Annotated in this window: 13 protein-coding genes; 11 read left to right on the top strand and 2 right to left on the bottom strand. The window is 72.6% G+C overall.

The window, feature by feature from the left end; translation table 11 throughout:
• Positions 1-203: 203 nt before the first annotated feature.
• On the top strand, positions 204-3,224 hold the full coding sequence (locus ADK64_RS16680; RefSeq protein WP_053659647.1) for an alpha-mannosidase: 3,021 nt from the start codon (positions 204-206) through the stop codon (positions 3,222-3,224).
• A 30-nt stretch (positions 3,225-3,254) separates the two neighbouring features.
• Here ADK64_RS16680 and ADK64_RS16675 read toward each other — a convergent pair whose 3' ends face one another.
• A complete protein-coding gene (locus ADK64_RS16675; RefSeq protein ID WP_053659645.1) occupies positions 3,255-3,956 on the bottom strand; it encodes a FadR/GntR family transcriptional regulator in 702 nt (233 codons plus the stop codon).
• A gap of 184 nt (positions 3,957-4,140) precedes the next feature.
• Here ADK64_RS16675 and ADK64_RS16670 point away from each other — a divergent pair, with 184 nt between their 5' ends.
• From ADK64_RS16670 to ADK64_RS16635, 8 genes are read left to right on the top strand one after another with little or no spacing between them, the layout of a single operon-like run.
• On the top strand, positions 4,141-5,205 hold the full coding sequence (locus ADK64_RS16670) for a sugar ABC transporter substrate-binding protein (protein ID WP_053659643.1): 1,065 nt from the start codon (positions 4,141-4,143) through the stop codon (positions 5,203-5,205).
• On the top strand, positions 5,202-6,692 hold the full coding sequence (locus ADK64_RS16665) for a sugar ABC transporter ATP-binding protein (protein ID WP_053659641.1): 1,491 nt from the start codon (positions 5,202-5,204) through the stop codon (positions 6,690-6,692). Before ADK64_RS16670 ends, ADK64_RS16665 begins: the two co-directional genes overlap by 4 nt.
• Entirely contained in the window at positions 6,685-7,713 is a 1,029-nt protein-coding gene (locus ADK64_RS16660; RefSeq protein ID WP_053659639.1) for an ABC transporter permease, read from the top strand. The genes ADK64_RS16665 and ADK64_RS16660 overlap by 8 nt, the downstream gene beginning before the upstream one ends.
• Positions 7,714-7,748: 35 nt before the next feature.
• Positions 7,749-9,089 (top strand): L-fuconate dehydratase, encoded by a 1,341-nt coding sequence (locus ADK64_RS16655; protein WP_053659636.1) that lies wholly within the window; start codon positions 7,749-7,751, stop codon positions 9,087-9,089.
• The gene (locus tag ADK64_RS16650) at positions 9,086-9,841 is read left to right on the top strand and encodes an SDR family NAD(P)-dependent oxidoreductase (RefSeq protein WP_053659634.1); all 756 of its coding nucleotides are present in this window, start codon (positions 9,086-9,088) and stop codon (positions 9,839-9,841) included. Before ADK64_RS16655 ends, ADK64_RS16650 begins: the two co-directional genes overlap by 4 nt.
• Positions 9,838-10,806 (top strand): aldo/keto reductase, encoded by a 969-nt coding sequence (locus tag ADK64_RS16645; RefSeq protein WP_053659632.1) that lies wholly within the window; start codon positions 9,838-9,840, stop codon positions 10,804-10,806. The genes ADK64_RS16650 and ADK64_RS16645 overlap by 4 nt, the downstream gene beginning before the upstream one ends.
• The gene (locus ADK64_RS16640) at positions 10,803-11,117 is read left to right on the top strand and encodes an L-rhamnose mutarotase (protein ID WP_053659630.1); all 315 of its coding nucleotides are present in this window, start codon (positions 10,803-10,805) and stop codon (positions 11,115-11,117) included. Before ADK64_RS16645 ends, ADK64_RS16640 begins: the two co-directional genes overlap by 4 nt.
• The gene (locus ADK64_RS16635; protein WP_053659628.1) at positions 11,114-11,947 is read left to right on the top strand and encodes an amidohydrolase family protein; all 834 of its coding nucleotides are present in this window, start codon (positions 11,114-11,116) and stop codon (positions 11,945-11,947) included. Before ADK64_RS16640 ends, ADK64_RS16635 begins: the two co-directional genes overlap by 4 nt.
• Here ADK64_RS16635 and ADK64_RS16630 read toward each other — a convergent pair.
• Positions 11,935-13,356: a lipase maturation factor family protein gene (locus ADK64_RS16630; RefSeq protein ID WP_053659626.1), complete on the bottom strand. Its 1,422-nt coding sequence runs from the start codon at positions 13,354-13,356 to the stop codon at positions 11,935-11,937. The two genes, ADK64_RS16635 and ADK64_RS16630, sit on opposite strands and share 13 nt — an antisense overlap.
• 132 nt (positions 13,357-13,488) lie before the next feature.
• On the opposite strand from ADK64_RS16630, the gene ADK64_RS16625 reads away from it, so the two are divergent.
• Entirely contained in the window at positions 13,489-14,667 is a 1,179-nt protein-coding gene (locus tag ADK64_RS16625; RefSeq protein WP_053659624.1) for a DUF6777 domain-containing protein, read from the top strand.
• A 91-nt stretch (positions 14,668-14,758) separates the two neighbouring features.
• Complete coding sequence (locus ADK64_RS16620) at positions 14,759-16,846, top strand: SpoIIE family protein phosphatase (protein WP_053659622.1); 2,088 nt, start codon at positions 14,759-14,761, stop codon at positions 16,844-16,846.
• Positions 16,847-16,870: the final 24 nt, after the last annotated feature.

Raw genomic sequence — 16,870 nt, 5'->3', positions numbered from 1 at the left:
CCCGCCGCTTCCTCGCCGGCACCCCTCAGCGCGCCTGCTTCGTCACCGGACTCCAGCCCGAACAGGGCGAGACGGCCGCACGGTTCGAACTGCGCGCCGTGGGGGAGCTGTACAACACCTCGATCCCCGTGACCGTCACCCACCCCTGGTAACACCTCGCCCGGAACCCCGTACCCACCCGGAACCCGCAGGGAGCACCCCGCATGCATGACGACCGCACTCTGGTGGAAGCCCGCCTCAGGCGCGTCCTCGACGAACGCATCCGCCCCGCCGTGTACCCCGAGTCCGTCCCGCTCCGGGTCGCGGTGTGGCACGCGCCCGGCGAACCCGTACCGGTCGAGGAGGGACTCGCCGCCGAGCCCGAGCCGATCGAGGCCGGCGCCCGGTGGGGTGCTCCGTGGGGCACGAGCTGGTTCCGGGTGACCGGGACCGTGCCCGCGGCGTGGGCCGGGCGGACCGTCGAGGCCCTGCTCGACCTGGGCTTCGACGAGAACATGCCGGGCTTCCAGTGCGAGGGCCTGGTCTACCGGCCCGACGGCACCCCTGTGAAGGGCCTGAACCCGCGCAACCAGTGGGTGCGGATCGGCGCGCCCGTCGAGGGCGGCGAGGAGGTCCGCCTGCACATCGAGGCCGCCTCCAACCCGGTCATCCTGGACTACCACCCCTTCCGGCCCACACGGCTCGGCGACAAGGAGAGCGCCGGCGCCGAGCCGCAGTACACGCTCACCCGCATGGACCTCGCCGTCTTCGACGAGACCGTGTGGCAGCTGGTCATGGACCTGGAGGTGCTCGGTGAGCTGATGGCCGAGCTGCCCGTGGACTCCGCACGCCGGTACGACCTCCTGCGCGCCGTCGAGCGGGCCCTGGACGCCGTCGACCTCCAGGACGTGAACGGCACGGCGGCGTGCGCCCGGGAGCGGCTCACCGGGGTCCTGTCCGCCCCCGCCGTGCCCTCCGCGCACCGGATCAGCGCCGTCGGGCACGCGCACATCGACTCGGCGTGGCTGTGGCCGCTGCGGGAGACGGTCCGCAAGGTGGCCCGTACGACCTCCAACATGACCGCGCTGATCGAGGACGAGCCGGACTTCGTCTTCGCCATGTCGCAGGCGCAGCAGTGGGCGTGGGTGAAGGAGCACCGGCCCGAGGTGTGGGCGCGGGTGAAGAAGGCCGTGGCGGAGGGGCGGTTCGTGCCGGCCGGCGGGATGTGGGTGGAGTCGGACACCAACATGCCGGGCTCGGAGGCGATGGCCCGTCAGTTCGTGCACGGCAAGCGGTTCTTCCTTGACGAGTTCGGCATCGAGAACGAGGAGGCCTGGCTGCCCGACACCTTCGGATTCGCCGCCGGACTCCCGCAGATCATCAAGGCGGCGGGCTCCAAGTGGCTGCTGACCCAGAAGATCTCGTGGTCGCAGACGAACAGGTTCCCGCACCACACCTTCCAGTGGGAGGGCATCGACGGCACCCGGATCTTCACCCACTTCCCGCCCGTGGACACCTACAACTGTTCCATGAAGGGCGGGGAGATCGCCCACGCGGCACGGAACTTCAAGGACAAGGGCCGGGCCCGGCACTCCCTCGCGCCGACCGGCTGGGGCGACGGGGGCGGCGGCACGACGCGTGAGATGGTCGCCAAGGCGGCCCGGCTGCGCGACCTCGAGGGCTCCGCGAGCGTCGTCTGGGAGACACCCCGCGCGTTCTTCGAGAAGGCCGAGGCGGAATACCCCGAGCCGCCGGTCTGGGTCGGCGAGCTGTACCTCGAACTGCACCGCGCCACCCTCACCAGCCAGGCGCAGACCAAGCAGGGCAACCGGCGCAGCGAACACCTGCTGCGCGAGGCCGAGCTGTGGGCCGCCACGGCCGCGGTCCGGGCCGGACTCCCTTATCCCCATGCGGAGTTGGACCGCATCTGGAAGACGGTCCTGCTGCACCAGTTCCACGACATCCTGCCCGGCTCGTCCATCGCCTGGGTGCACCGGGAGGCACGGGCGACGTATGGGAGGATCGCCACGGAGCTGACCGGCATCATCGGCGCGGCCCAGCGGGCACTGGCCGGGGACGGGGACCGGGACCTGGTCTTCAACGCGGCCCCGCACAGCCGCGACGGGGTTCCGGCCGGCGGCGCCGCGGCGCGACGGCCGGTGCGGGGGACGAGTCCGGCCCCGCGGCCCGACGGCGGACACGTGCTGGCCAACGGCCTGCTGCGGGTCGAGATCGACGCGCGAGGTCTGGTCGTCTCCGCCCGCGACCTGGAGGCCGACCGCGAGACCATCGCCCCGGGCCGGGCCGCCAACCTGCTCCAACTCCACCCGGACTTCCCGAACATGTGGGACGCCTGGGACGTGGACGAGTTCTACCGCAACACGGTCACGGACCTCACGGACGCGGACGAGGTGAGGGCCGGCGAGGACGGACTGTCGGTGCGGATCGTGCGGTCCTTCGGCGACTCCCGCGTCACCCAGGTGCTGTCCCTGCCGCCCGGCGAGCGGCGTCTCGTGATCGACACCGAGGTGGACTGGCACGAGACGGAGAAGTTCCTGAAAATGGCCTTCCCGCTCGACCTGCACGCCGAACGGTACGCGTCGGAAACGCAGTTCGGGCATGTCTTCCGACCCACCCACACCAACACCTCGTGGGAGGCCGCCAAGTTCGAGGCGTGCAACCACCGCTTCGTGCACCTCGCGGAGTCCGGCTGGGGCGTGGCGGTCGTCAACGACTCGACGTACGGCCACGACGTGACCCGCGCGGTGCGCACCGACGGCGACCGGGGTACGACGACCACGGTCCGGGTCTCGCTGCTGCGCGCCCCGCGCTTCCCCGACCCGGAGACCGATCAGGGCCTCCACCGCTTCCGGCACGCCCTGGTCCCGGGCGCCTCGATCGCCGACGCGGTCCGCGAGGGGTGGTGGATCAACCTGCCGGAGCGCGGCGTGACCGGCGCCCGCGAGGTCGCCCCCCTGGTCGCCGTGGACAACGACGCGGTGGTGCTGACGGCGGTGAAGCTCGCCGACGACGGCAGTGGCGACGTGGTGGTCCGCTTCCACGAGGCCCACGGTGGCCGGGCCCGGGCCACGCTCACGGCCGGTTTCGAGGTCGCCGACGTCACCGTGACCGACCTGCTGGAGCGACCGGACGGCGACACCGAGCCGCCACTCCGCGACGGCGAGCGGATCGCCGTACGACTGCGGCCGTTCGAGCTGGTGACGCTCAGGCTCCGGCGCGCCTGACCCGGTACGCGCCGGGTCCTCGCGCCGGAATCACCCGCCGAGCTGCGCCCGCAGCCACTCCTCCACCTCGCCCACGTGGGCCGCCGCCGCGGCCCTCGCCGCCTCCGGATCGCGGGCCGCGAGGGCGCGGTGGATCGCGGCGTGCTCGCGTCGGGTGCGGGCGAAGGCGCCCTCTTCCTGGTAGCCGCGCCAGACCCGGGCGCGGAAGGTGCGTGAGGACAGGCCCTCCAGGATGGCCGCCATGGTCTCGTTGCCCGCCGCGACAGCGATCTCGCGGTGGAAGGCGAGGTCGTGGGCGAGGATCTCCTCGGGGTCGTCGGTGGCGTTCATCGCCGCCAAGTGCTCCTCCACGCCGCGGAGTTGGTCGTCGGTGATGCGCGCGGCCGCCAGTGCGGTCGCCGTCGACTCCAGGATCCGGCGCACCTCCAGCAGCTCCACCAGGCGCGGGCCCCGGGACAGGTCCGCGACCACTCCGAAGGTCTCCAGCAGGTCGCCGGCCTCCAGCGCGGTGACGTAGATGCCGGAGCCGTGCCGGGCCTCCAGGACGCCCAGCACCGTCAGCGCGCGGATCGCCTCCCGCATCGAGCTGCGGGAGATGCCCAGCCGGACCGCGAGATCCCGCTCGGTGGGCAGTCGCTGGCCCGGCTCCAGCCGGCCCTCGGCGATCATCGCCTTGATCTCGTCGATGGCGCGCTGGGTCACCGTGCCCTTCTGTGGGGCTGCCTCGTCCACGCCACTCCTCCAGTCACCAGGTGCCGACGTCCGGTCACCCGGTGCGACGCAGTCTAGCCAGCCGAGTGGTCCGACCACTACGGGTCGGCAGCCCGGATTTTCGCTGCACGAGGGTGTTGCGTCGGCTCATTGGTCTGATAAGTATGCGGCGTCTGCTCGAAAACCCTCGACGAGGAGCCGCGAGATGCCCGCCAGCACAGTGAGGAAGCGCAGCAGGTCCCGGATCATCGGCGCGGTGGCTCTGGCCGCCGGCGCCTCACTCATGCTCGCCGCCTGCGGCAGCACCAAGGACACCGCGAGCGCGGGCAGCGGCGGCACCGGCAAGGTGGGCGTGATCCTGCCGCTGCTGACCTCGCCGTTCTGGCAGTCGTACAACGACTACGTGCCCAAGATGGCCAAGTCCGAGGGCGTCGAGGTGCTCAAGACGGTCAACTCCAACAGCGACCCGTCGCAGCAGATCACCGACATCGACAACGAACTCACCCAGGGCGTCAAGGGGCTGGTGGTCGCCCCGCTGGACAGCGCCGCCATCCAGGCCGGACTCGCCCAGGCCGAGCGCAAGGGCGTCCCCGTGGTCGCCGTGGACGTCGCCCCCGACAAGGGCAAGGTCGCCATGGTGGTGCGCGCCGACAACGTCGCGTACGGCACCAAGGCCTGCGACTACCTCGGACAGCACATCACCAGCGGCAAGGTCGTGCAGGTCATGGGCGACCTCGCCTCGGTGAACGGCCGCGACCGCTCCGAGGCCTTCCGATCCTGCGTGAAGAAGAAGTACCCGAAGCTGAAGGTGCTGGAGATCCCCGCCAAGTGGGAGTCCGACACCGCCGCCGCCAAGCTCGACACCCTGCTCAACGCCAACCCCGACATCAAGGGCATCTATCTCCAGGCCGGCGGCGTCTATCTCGCGCCGACCCTGCAGACCCTGAAGTCCAAGGGCATGCTGAGGACGGCCGGACAGCCGGGGCACATCAGCATCGTCTCCAACGACGGCATCCCGCAGGAGTTCGACGCCATCCGCAAGGGCCAGATCGACGCCACGGTCTCCCAGCCCGCCGACGCCTACGCCCGGTACGGCCTGTACTACATCAAGGCGGCGATGGCCGGGAAGACGTTCAAGCCCGGGCCGACCGACCACGGCTCCGTGATCGTCGAACTCCCCAACGGCGTCCTGGAGGACCAGCTGCCCGCGCCGCTGGTCACCAAGGCCAACGTCGACGACCCCAAGCTGTGGGGCAACACGGTCACATGAGTACACCGCTCGTGGAAGCCAAGGACATCGTCAAACGGTACGGCCCCACCGTCGCCCTCGCCGACGGCCGCCTCACCGTCGTGGCCGGCGAGTCCCACGGGCTCGTCGGCCGCAACGGCGCCGGCAAGTCCACCCTGGTCAACGTCCTCACCGGCCTCCAGGCGCCGGACGAGGGCACGGTCCAATTCGACGGCGAGCGCGCGCCTGCGCTCGCCGACCGGGACGCCTGGCGCCGCAAGGTCGCCTGTGTGTACCAGAAGCCGACGGTCGTGCCGGAGCTGACGGTCGCCGAGAACCTGTTCCTCAACCGGCAGCCCACCGGCCGCGGGTTCATCAGCTGGCGCCGGCTGCGCCGCGAGGCCGCCGAGCTGCTCGGCACCTGGGACGTGCACGTCGATCCCGAGGCACGGACCGCCGACCTGAGGGTCGAGGACCGCCAAATGGTGGAGATCGCCCGGGCGTTGAGCTTCGGCGCCCGGTTCATCGTGCTGGACGAACCCACCGCCCAGCTCGACAACCGGGAGATCGAGCGGCTCTTCACCCGTATGCGCTCGCTGCAGGACTCCGGCGTCACCTTCCTGTTCATCTCGCACCACCTGCAGGAGGTGTACGAGGTCTGCCAGACCGTCACCGTGCTGCGCGACGCGCGCTGGATCACCACCGCCCCGGTCGCCGACCTGCCGAAGGCGGCCCTGGTGGAGGCCATGGCGGGGGAGTCGGTCGCCGAACGGGCCACGAGGCAAGCGGTGGTTGAGGCCGATGCCCCCGTCCTGCTGGAAGCGCACGGGCTGACTTCGCCGGCGTACGAGAACGTCGACCTCAGCGTGCGGCGCGGCGAGGTCGTCGGGCTCGCCGGATCCAGCGGCAGCGGCAAGACCGAACTGGCCGAGTCCTTCGCGGGACTGCACGTCCCGACCGGCGGACGGGCTCGACTCGACGGTGAGCGGCTGCCGTTCGGTGATGTGCGGGCCGCCCTGCGGGCCGGGGTCGGCTGCGTCCCGCGCGACCGGCACGAGCAGGGACTGGTGTCCGGCATGAGCATCGGCGACAACGCCACGCTCAGCGTGCTGGACCGGCTCGGCCGGGCCGGTTTCGTCGCCACCGACCGCAGACGCCGCTTCGCCGCCGAACTGATCGAACGCCTCGACATCCACGCCGAAGGCCCCGACCAGCCGGTGGCGGATCTGTCCGGCGGCAACGCGCAGAAGGTCGTCATGGCCCGCGCCCTCGCCTCCGACCCCCGCCTGCTGGTCCTGATCAACCCCACCGCCGGCGTCGACGTGAAGTCCAAGGAGTCACTGCTCGCCCGCATGGACAGCGCACGCGACGACGGCATCGCCGTCCTCGTCGTCTCCGACGAACTCGACGACCTGCGCCGCTGCGACCGCGTCCTCGTCCTCTTCCACGGCCGTGTCGTCGCCGAGCACCCGGCCGGCTGGCACGACCACGAGCTGATCGCCTCCATCGAAGGAGTGGACCATGGCTGACACCCGGGCGGCCCCGCCGCTCGCGCCCCCGAAGACCCCGGACGCGCGGTCGGCCAGAACCGTCCTGCTGCGCCGCGCCCGCGAACTCGCCCTCGTCCCGGCCCTGTTGCTGCTCATGGTGCTCGGCGCCGTGGTCAACGACTCGTTCCTGACCGAGCGGAACCTGATCTCGATCCTCGGCGCCTCCGCCGCGCTCGCCATGGTCGTGCTCGCCGAGTCCCTCGTCCTGATCACCGGCAAGTTCGACCTGTCGCTGGAGTCGGTGGTCGGCATCGCACCGGCCATCGGCGCCCTGCTGGTGCTGCCCGCGAGCCAGGCCGGCTGGGGCACCGGATTCCCGGCCGCGCTCGCCCTGCTCGCCATTCCCGTCGTCGGCGCGGCCATCGGCGCCTTCAACGGCGTCCTCGTGGTGAAGTTCCGGCTCAACGCGTTCATCGTCACGCTCGCGATGCTCATCGTGCTGCGCGGCCTGCTCGTGGGCGCGACCAAGGGCAAGACCCTGTTCGGGATGCCCGACAGCTTCTACTCGCTGGCCACCACCACCTTCCTCAACGTCCCCATGTCGGTGTGGCTCGCCGCGGTCGCCTTCGCCGTCACCGGGTTCCTGCTGAAGTACCACCGCGCCGGCCGCGCCCTGTACGCGATCGGCGGCAACGCGGACGCCGCCCGCGCGGCCGGTGTCCGGGTGGACCGGGTCATGCTCGGTGTGTACGTCGTCGCGGGCGTGCTCGCCTCGGTCGGCGGCCTGCTGCAGACCGGCTACGTCGGCGCGATCAGCGCCAACCAGGGCCAGAACATGATCTTCACCGTGTTCGCCGCGGCGGTGATCGGCGGCATCAGCCTGGACGGCGGCAAGGGCACCATGTTCGGCGCCCTGACCGGTGTGCTCCTGCTGGGCGTCGTCCAGAACCTGCTCACCCTCGCCCAGGTCCCGTCGTTCTGGATCCAGGCCATCTACGGCGGAATCATCCTCGTCGCCCTCATGATCGCCCGCGTGACGACGGGCCGCGCCCAGGACTGACGGCCAGTCAAATGTCCGACGACGAAAGGACTTCAGTGTCCCAGGCCCCCGCCCGCATCACCGCGGTCGACACCCACGACATCCGCTTCCCCACCTCGCGCGAGCTGGACGGCTCCGACGCGATGAACCCCGACCCCGACTACTCGGCGGCCTACGTCGTGCTGCGCACCGACGCCGCCGACGGACCGGAGGGGCACGGATTCGTCTTCACCATCGGGCGGGGCAACGACGTCCAGGTCGCCGCGATCGACGCGCTGCGGGACCATGTGCTCGGCCGTGACGTGGCCGAGCTGTGCGCCGACCCCGGCGCGCTGTTCCGGGACCTGATCGGCGACAGCCAGCTGCGCTGGCTCGGCCCCGAGAAAGGGGTGATGCACATGGCGATCGGGGCCGTCGTCAACGCCGTCTGGGACCTCGCCGCCCGGCGGGCCGGAAAGCCGCTGTGGCAACTGCTCGCCGACGCCGACCCCGAGTGGCTGGTGGCGCAGATCGACTTCCGGTACATCACCGACGCCCTCACCCCCGAAGAGGCCCTCGACCTGCTCGGACGGGGCAGGCAGGGGGCCGACCGGCGCCGGGCCCGGCTGCTGGAGCGCGGCTTTCCCGCCTACACCACCTCACCGGGCTGGCTCGGCTACGACGACGACAAGCTCGGCCGGCTCGCCGCACAGGCCGTCGCCGACGGCTTCCGGCAGATCAAGCTCAAGGTCGGCGCCGACCTCGACGACGACATCCGGCGCTGCCGCGTCGCCCGCGCGGTCGTCGGACCCGACGTCCGCCTCGCCGTCGACGCCAACCAGCGCTGGAACGTGGACGAGGCGATCCGCTGGACCAAGGCCCTCGCCGAGTTCCACCCGTACTGGATCGAGGAGCCCACCAGCCCCGACGACGTCCTCGGCCACGCCACGATCCGCCGCGCGGTGGCCCCGGTGAAGGTCGCCACCGGCGAACACGTCCACAACCGCATCGTGTTCAAACAGCTGCTCCAGGCGGGCGCCCTCGACATCGTCCAGATCGACGCCGCCCGCGTCGCCGGCGTCAACGAGAACCTCGCCATCCTGCTCCTCGCCGCCAAGTTCGGCGTCCCCGTCTGCCCGCACGCCGGCGGGGTCGGCCTGTGCGAACTCGTCCAGCACCTCTCCATGTTCGACTACCTGGCGGTCTGCGGCACCACCGAAGACCGGGTCGTCGAGTACGTCGACCACCTCCACGAGCACTTCGTCACCCCGGTCGTCATCCGCGACGGCCACTACACGGCACCCACCGTGCCCGGCTTCTCGGCCGCCCTGCGCCCGGAGTCCGTCGCGCGGTACACCTTCCCCGGCGGCACCTACTGGGCCGCCGGCCCCGACACCCAGAAGGGACAGGCCGCATGAGCGACTTCGCGGGCCTCAGGGCCCTGGTCACCGGCGGCGCCTCCGGCATCGGCCGGGCCACCGCCGACCTCCTCGCCGCCCGGGGCGCCCAGGTCGCCGTCCTCGACCGGGACACCACCGGCGTCGGCAAGCCGCTCCTGGCGTACCGCGCCGACGTCACCGACGACGCCTCGGTCCGTACGGCGGTCCAGCGCGCCGCCGAGGACCTCGGCGGCCTCGACGTCCTCGTCAACAACGCCGGCATCGGCGCCCGGGGCACCGTCGAGGACAACGACGACATCGAGTGGCAACGCGTCTTCGACGTCAACGTCCTCGGTATGGTCCGCACCGCCCGCGCCGCGCTCCCGCTGCTGCGCCGCTCCTCGCACGCGGCGATCGTCAACACCTGCTCCATCGCGGCCACCGCCGGGCTGCCGCAACGCGCGCTGTACAGCGCCACCAAGGGTGCCGTGTACTCCCTGACCCTCGCCATGGCAGCCGACCACGTCCGCGAGGGCGTCCGCGTCAACTGCGTCAACCCCGGTACGGCGGACACCCCGTGGGTCGGCCGGCTGCTGGACGCGGCTCCCGACCCGGCCGCCGAACGCGCGGCCCTGGAGGCCCGCCAGCCCACCGGCCGCCTGGTGTCGGCGGCCGAAGTCGCGGGCGCCATCGCCTACCTGGCGAGTCCCCTGTCCGGCGCCACCACCGGCACCGCGCTCGCCGTCGACGGCGGCATGCAGGGCCTCAGGCTGCGCCCGGCGGCCCGGTGACGCGGCTCGGCCCGAGCGCCGTCGAGGTCACCCCGCTCGGCTTCGGCGCCGCCGCACTCGGCAACCTCTACACCCCGCTGGACGACGAGCAGGCCCACGACGCCGTACGGGCCGCCTGGCAGCGCGGCATCCGGTACTTCGACACGGCCCCGCACTACGGCCTCGGCCTGTCCGAACGCCGGCTCGGCGCGGCCCTGCGGGAGTACGACCGGGCCCGTTACACCCTCTCCACCAAGGCCGGCCGCCTCCTCGAACCCGCCGACGGCACGGGCGACGACCTGGCCCACGGCTTCGCCGTACCGGCCGGCCACCGGCGGGTGTGGGACTTCAGCGCCGACGGCGTCCGCCGCTCGCTGGAGGCGAGCCTCACCCGCCTCGGCCTGGACCGCGTCGACCTCGTCTATCTGCACGACCCCGACGACCACGCCGAGCAGGCCTTCCGCGAGGGCTATCCGGCGCTGGAGAAGCTGCGCGCCGAGGGCGTGGTGGGCGCGATCGGCGCGGGCATGAACCAGACCGGGATGCTCACCCGGTTCGTCCGCGACACCGACGTGGACGTGGTCCTGTGCGCGGGCCGGTACACCCTGCTGGACCAGAGCGCCGCCACCGATCTGCTGCCCGCCGCCGCCGAACGCGGCGTGTCGGTCGTCCTCGGCGGCGTCTTCAACTCGGGCCTGCTGGCCGACCCGAACCCCGGGTCGACGTACAACTACACCCGGGCTCCGAAGGAGTTGCTGGAACGGGCGCTGCGGATGAAGGCGGTCGCCGAACGGCACGGCACCACGCTGCGCACCGCCGCGCTGGCCTTCTGCGCCGCCCACCCGGCCGTCGCCTGCGTCCTGGCCGGCCCCCGCTCGGCGGCCGAAGTCCACGACTGCGCCGACCAGTTCGCGGCCGAGGTGCCCGCAGCGCTCTGGCGGGAACTGCGCGACAGGGGCCTGCTGCCCCCGGAGGAGCCGTCATGAGAGTCGCCCTGCACACCCGGGTGCGCGCCGACCGGATCGCCGAGTACGAGGCCGCCCACCGCGAGGTCCCGAAGGAACTCACCGACGCCATCCGCGCGGCCGGTGCCACCTCCTGGACCATCTGGCGCAGCGGAACCGACCTCTTCCACCTGCTGGAGTGCGCGGACTATGCGCGGCTGCTCGCCGCACTGGAGCGGCTGCCGGTGAACGTGACCTGGCAGGCCCGGATGGCCGAGCTGCTCGACGTCGCGCACGACTACTCCCCGTCCGGCGCGGACGCCGGGCTGCCGGTCGTCTGGGAGCTGCCGTGACCATCGACGCCCACCACCACGTCTGGGACCTCTCGGTCAGGGACCAGGGCTGGATCCCCGAACGCAGCCCGCTCCGCCGCGACTTCACCCTCGCCGACCTCGCACCCGAGGCGACGGCGGCCGACGTCACCGGCACCGTCCTCGTCCAGACGGTCACCGTGCCCGAGGAGACCCCCGAGCTGCTGGCCCTGGCCGACGCGCACGACCTGGTCGCCGCGGTCGTCGGCTGGACCGACCTGACACGCCCGGACATCGCCGACGAGCTGGCCCGGCTGCGCAGGCTCCCCGGCGGCGCCCATCTGCAGGGCATCCGCCACCAGGTCCAGGGCGAGCCCGACCCGCAGTGGCTGCTGCGCCCGGACGTCCGCCGGGGCCTGACCGCGCTCGCGGACGCCGACCTCGTCTACGACCTCGTCGTGCGGCCCCACCAGCTCCCGGCGTGCGCCGAAGCGGCCCGGTCCATCCCGCAACTCACCTTCGTCCTGGACCACTTGGGCAAACCGCCGATCGCGTCCGGCGCCCTCGAACCCTGGGCCACCGACCTGCGCGCCCTCGCCGCCCGGCCCAACACCTTCTGCAAGCTCTCCGGCCTGGTCACGGAGGCCGACCCCGCCACCTGGACCGTCGCCGACCTGCGCCCGTACGCCGAGACCGCCCTGGCGGCCTTCGGGCCGGACCGCGTGATGTTCGGCTCGGACTGGCCGGTGTGCACGGAGGCCGCGACGTACGCCCAAGTGCTGGAGGTATCAAGGGACTTGACCGACGGGCTCGGTGCGGCGGAGCGTGCGGCCGTCCACGAGGGCACCGCACGACGCGTCTACCACCTCTGAACCACCTCGGCCAGCCGCACGGGCGGCAGGTACTCGCGCACGTACGTCCGTTCCCAGCAGGCGCCCGTCTCCCGCAGCTCCCGCCAGCTGGTGTAGCGGTAGCGGAAGAGGCGGGCCCGGACATAGCGGGGCGGGGTGTCCGGCGGGAAGGGGGAACGGCGCAGCAGGCGCAGGGTGTCGCGGTCGTTCTCCAGCAGTCGCTCCACCAGTGCGCCGAACCAGTCGCCGGCATAGGCCGGGGACAGCGCCGCGAACCACATCAGCCAGTCCAGCCGCAGATGGTACGGCGCGAACTGGCGCGGCCAGTGCCGCAGGTCACCAGGCTTGCCCCGGAACTCGTACGCCCGCCAGTCCGCGTCCTCGCGCGCCACGTCGTCCAGTGTGCCCTCGACCACCACCTCGTAGCGGATCCGGCTGACGCTGCCGAACGCGCCGTAGGTGTTCACCAGGTGCAGCGGGTCGAAGGAGCGGTTCATGACCTGGCGCCGGGAGATCATGTTCGTCACCGGGTGGTAGCTCAGGAAGATCAGCAGCGCGGCGAGCGCGAGCACCACGCTCTCGTACCAGAGCGGGGCCGGAGGCCTGGCGGGCGCCGTCACCGGTAGGCGCAGCGCGGACAGCGCCAGCACGACGGTGATCCAGTTCAGCCAGGAGAAGTTGCCGGACAGCACCAGCCACAGCTGGGTGACGATCATCAGCGCGGCGGCGGCCGAGGCGATCGGCTGCGGGGTGAACAGCAGGACCGGCACGACCAGTTGGGTGAGGTGGTTCGCGGCGACCTCGGCCCGGTGCAGCGGCTTGGGCAGATGGTGGAAGAACCAGCTCAGCGGGCCCGGCATGGGCTGTGTCTCGTGGTGGTAGTACAGGCAGGTCAGCTTCCGCCAGCAGGCGTCGCCGCGCAGCTTGATCAGCCCGGCGCCGAACTCCACCCGGAACAGGATCCAGCGCAGCAGGAACAGCACCACGACGGGCGGCGCCACCTCGTCGTTGCCGAGGAACGCGGCCAGGAAGCCCGTCTCCAGCAGCAGCGACTCCCAGCCGAACGCGTACCAGGTCTGGCCCACGTTGACGATCGACAGGTACAGCGCCCACGGCACCAGCCACAGCAGGATCCCCGCCCACAGCGGCAGCAGCGAGTCCGCCCCGGCGAGCAGGGCCGCCGACACCGCGCAGCCCGACCAGGCGCAGCACGCGAAGAAGCGGTCCGAGTAGTGCAGCTGGAACAGGCTGGGGGCCCGTCGGAACGGCGCCCGCGCCACGAAGCGGGGGATCGGCAGCATGCCGCGCGCGCCCAGCAGGGCACGGAACTGCCGGGCCGCCGTCAGGAACGCGACCAGATACACGGCGGCCAGAGCCCGCTGGAGGACCAGCCGGCTCAGCCAGTAGTCGGGAGCGGTGAACCAGTTCACGGCTGCGCGCCCTTCGTCGCGGCCACACCGCCGGGGCCGCCGTCTCCATCATGACCGGCTCCCGAGTTGCCAGCCAAACGTAGGTAATGCTGACAATAGGGGGAAGTCGCCCACAGTGATGCGGAGTGTACGGTGCGGATACCCACCGGATCCATCGTCACGGCCTGTGCGCTGTCGGTCGCGCTCCTCGTGGCCGGCTGTGTCCGACCCGGCGTCAAGGAGGCCCGGATGGGCGTGGAGGTCTACCTCCAGCCCGCCGCGTCCCAGGGACCCGAGCCCTTCACCGACTCCACGGCCACCGCGCCCCGCGCCCGCGACCGCACGGGCAGTGCCGATCCGACGGCGCCCCCCGCAGCCGGCACCACCGGTCCCGCCGCGCCGCGGCCCCCCGGTTCCGGTGTCCGCACGGCCGTCACGACCGCCGGGGTCGGTGCCACCGCCGAGACCGGCATCCGGCCCTTGCTGCCGGTCCTGCCCGCCGCCCCGGCCATCGAACCCCTGCGGGCGCTGCGCGCCGTGTCCGGCGGGACTCCCGGCCTCTACAGCGGCACCGCGCACGTCGCCGGCTGTGACGTCGAGCGGCAGATCCGGTACCTGACGGCGGACCGGGACCGCGGTGGGGCCTTCGCCCAGGTGGTCGGCGTCTCCGCGACCGGTCTGCCCGGCTATCTGCGCGCCCTGACCCCGGTCGTGCTGCGCGCCGACACCCGGGTGACCGGCCACGGCTACCGCGACCGGCAGGCGGTCGACTACCAGGCCGTGCTCCAGGCGGGCACCGCCGTCCTCGTGGACAACCGGGGCGTGCCCCGGTTGCGCTGCGCCTGTGGCAACCCGCTCGGGCTGCCGGTGCAGGGCGGTGGCGGCCTCGGCGCCCGCGGCACCGCCTGGTCCGGCTACACGCCGAGCCAGGTCATCGCGGTGACACCGGCACCCCGCGCCATCACCCGCCTCACGCTCGTCGACGTCGAGGCACGCACCTGGGTCGAACGCCCGACCGGCCACGACGTCAGCCACGACCATGTCGTCCCCGCACCCGCCTGGGCCACCGCCCTGCCCCAGCCCGACCAGGCGCCCACCGCCCCCATGGGCACCGCGCCGCCGTACTCCCTGCTGCCCAGCCCGTACCCGAGCACCGTGACGCCCTCCGCCACCGCCGGGCCGGGCCGCCGCAGAACGCCCCCGCCCACGGGCCCCGCCACCGCTCCCGTCGCCCCGGGCACCCGGTCCCCCGGGACGGCCCTCCCGCAGAGCCCCCCGCCCCTCGACCTCACCCTGGACGCTCCGTACGACACGGGCCCGCCCGGCGACTGACCGCCGCCCTTCCCGCCGCCGCCTGGTCAGAGCGCCGAACCCCGCTTCCGATCGGGTCGAAGAATCCGGCAAACCCTGGCATGGTGGCCCCATGGCTGATCGGGGCGCGAGTGCCCTGTCACTCCCGGAGGACTGGCCCGCCCACCCGGACCCGATCCTGGCGCTCAACCGCATGGGCAGTTTCGACTGGGACCTGGACACGGGCCTGTTCCATCTGGACGCCCAGGCCTACGAGGTGTTCGACCTGCTGCCCGAGGAGTACGACGGGCGCCCCGAGTCCCTCGCCGTCCGGGTGCCGCCCCCGGAGGCCGCACGGCTGGACGCGGCGGTGGCCCGCGCCATCAAGGACGGCAGCGAGACCTACGGCGCCTACTTCCGCATCCGCCGCCGCGACGGCACCCCGCGCTGGACCCACACCCAGGGCTACATCCGCCGCGACGGCACCGGCCGCCCGCGCCGGGTCCTCGGTATCGTCCGCGACGCCACCGAGGAACTCGCCGACACCACCGCGCGCAGCCTGCGCGCCGCCCAGGACCAGGCGTTCCGCCAGCAGACGAACATCGTCCAGATCGTCTCCGCCGCCCTCTCCCACGCCCGCACCGTCCGGGACGTCATCGAGGTCCTCAAGGACACCCACGGCATCCGCCGCCTCGGCGCGGCCAGCCTGGTGATGGGGCTGGTGGAGGCGGGACGGATCCGGCTCGTCGCCGAGGCCCCCGTCGGCAGCTTCGTGCCGGCCAGCCAGGTGAACCGCATCGACGAGCCGTACCCGATGAGCGAGGTCGTGCGCACGCTCCTGCCGCGGTTCATCGAGTCCCCCGAGGAGTTCGCCGACGGTTACCCGATCCTCTGGCCGCACCTCACCGACCTGCACATCACCTCGGCCGCCTATCTCCCGCTGATCGCCCAGGCCCGCCCGATCGGCGCGATGGGACTGCTCTACGACGACCGGCGCGGCTTCTCCACCGAGGAGCGTGCCGTCCTGGTCGCGCTCGGCAGCAGCATCGCCCAGAGCCTGCAGCGCGCCATGCTCTACGAGCGGGACAAGGACCTCGCCCAGGGACTCCAGCAGGCCATGCTGCCGCGCACCATCCCCAGCGTCCGGGGCGCCGACATAGCCGTGCGCTACCGCGCCGCCACCGCCGGGGGCGCGGCGGGCCGGGACATCGGCGGCGACTGGTACGACCTCATCCCGCTGCCCGGCGGCCGGGTCGGCGCGGTCATCGGCGACGTCCAGGGCCACGACACGCACGCGGCGGCCGTGATGGGCCAGCTGCGGATCGTGCTGCGCGCCTACGCCGCCGAGGGACACACCCCGGCCACCGTGATGGTCCGCGCCTCCGTCTTCCTGCACGAACTCGACACCGACCGCTTCGCCACCTGTCTGTACGCCGAGGCCGACCTCGCCACCGGAGTCGTGCAGGCCGTCCGCGCCGGGCACATCGATCCGCTGATCCGGTACGCCGACGGCACCTGCTGCCGGATCCCGGTCGAGGGCGGGCTGCCGCTGGGGCTCTCCGCGGAGTTCGGCCGCCTGGAGTACCCCGTCTCCACGCTCGAACTCGACCCCGGCGACACCCTGCTGCTGTGCACCGACGGCCTCGTCGAACAGCCCGGCGCCGACCTCGACGACGGCATGCGCGGCCTGGAGGGGTTCATCGCCGCCGGCCCGGACGACGTGCGGGCACTCGCCGACCGGCTCATCCAACTGGCGGAGGAGCGCGGCGGCGACGACGACGTGGCCCTGCTCCTGCTGCGCCGCCGCGCACCGGAGGCCCCCCGGGCCGGCGGCCGGCTGCAGCAGCACGTGGCCCCCAGCGACCCGGAGGCCCTCGTCCAGGCCCGGCACATGATCCGCGCCGCGGTCCGCGCCTGGGGCGCCCGTGAGCGGGCCGACGACATCGAGCTGGTCGCCGACGAGCTGATCACCAACGCCCTGCTGCACACCGAGGGCTCCGCGATCGTGACCCTGCGGGCGCTGGACGACAGCGACCGCAGGCTCCGCATCGAGGTCGAGGACTCCTCCAGCGCCCTGCCGCGCCGCCGCGAGGCGGGGGAGGACGGCGTCTCGGGCCGGGGCCTGCTCCTGGTCGACCTGCTCGCCGATGTCTGGGGCGTGGAGGCGCGCGGCGGCGGCAAGGCGGTGTGGTGCGAGTTCCTGGTGCCCGAGCACACCTGACCCCGAAGACCCCGGATGGCACTC

Origin of the sequence: Streptomyces sp. MMG1121 (assembly GCF_001280015.1) — a bacterium.
Taxonomy (GTDB): Bacteria; Actinomycetota; Actinomycetes; order Streptomycetales; family Streptomycetaceae; genus Streptomyces.
This window is presented reverse-complemented; position numbering and strand designations above follow the sequence as displayed.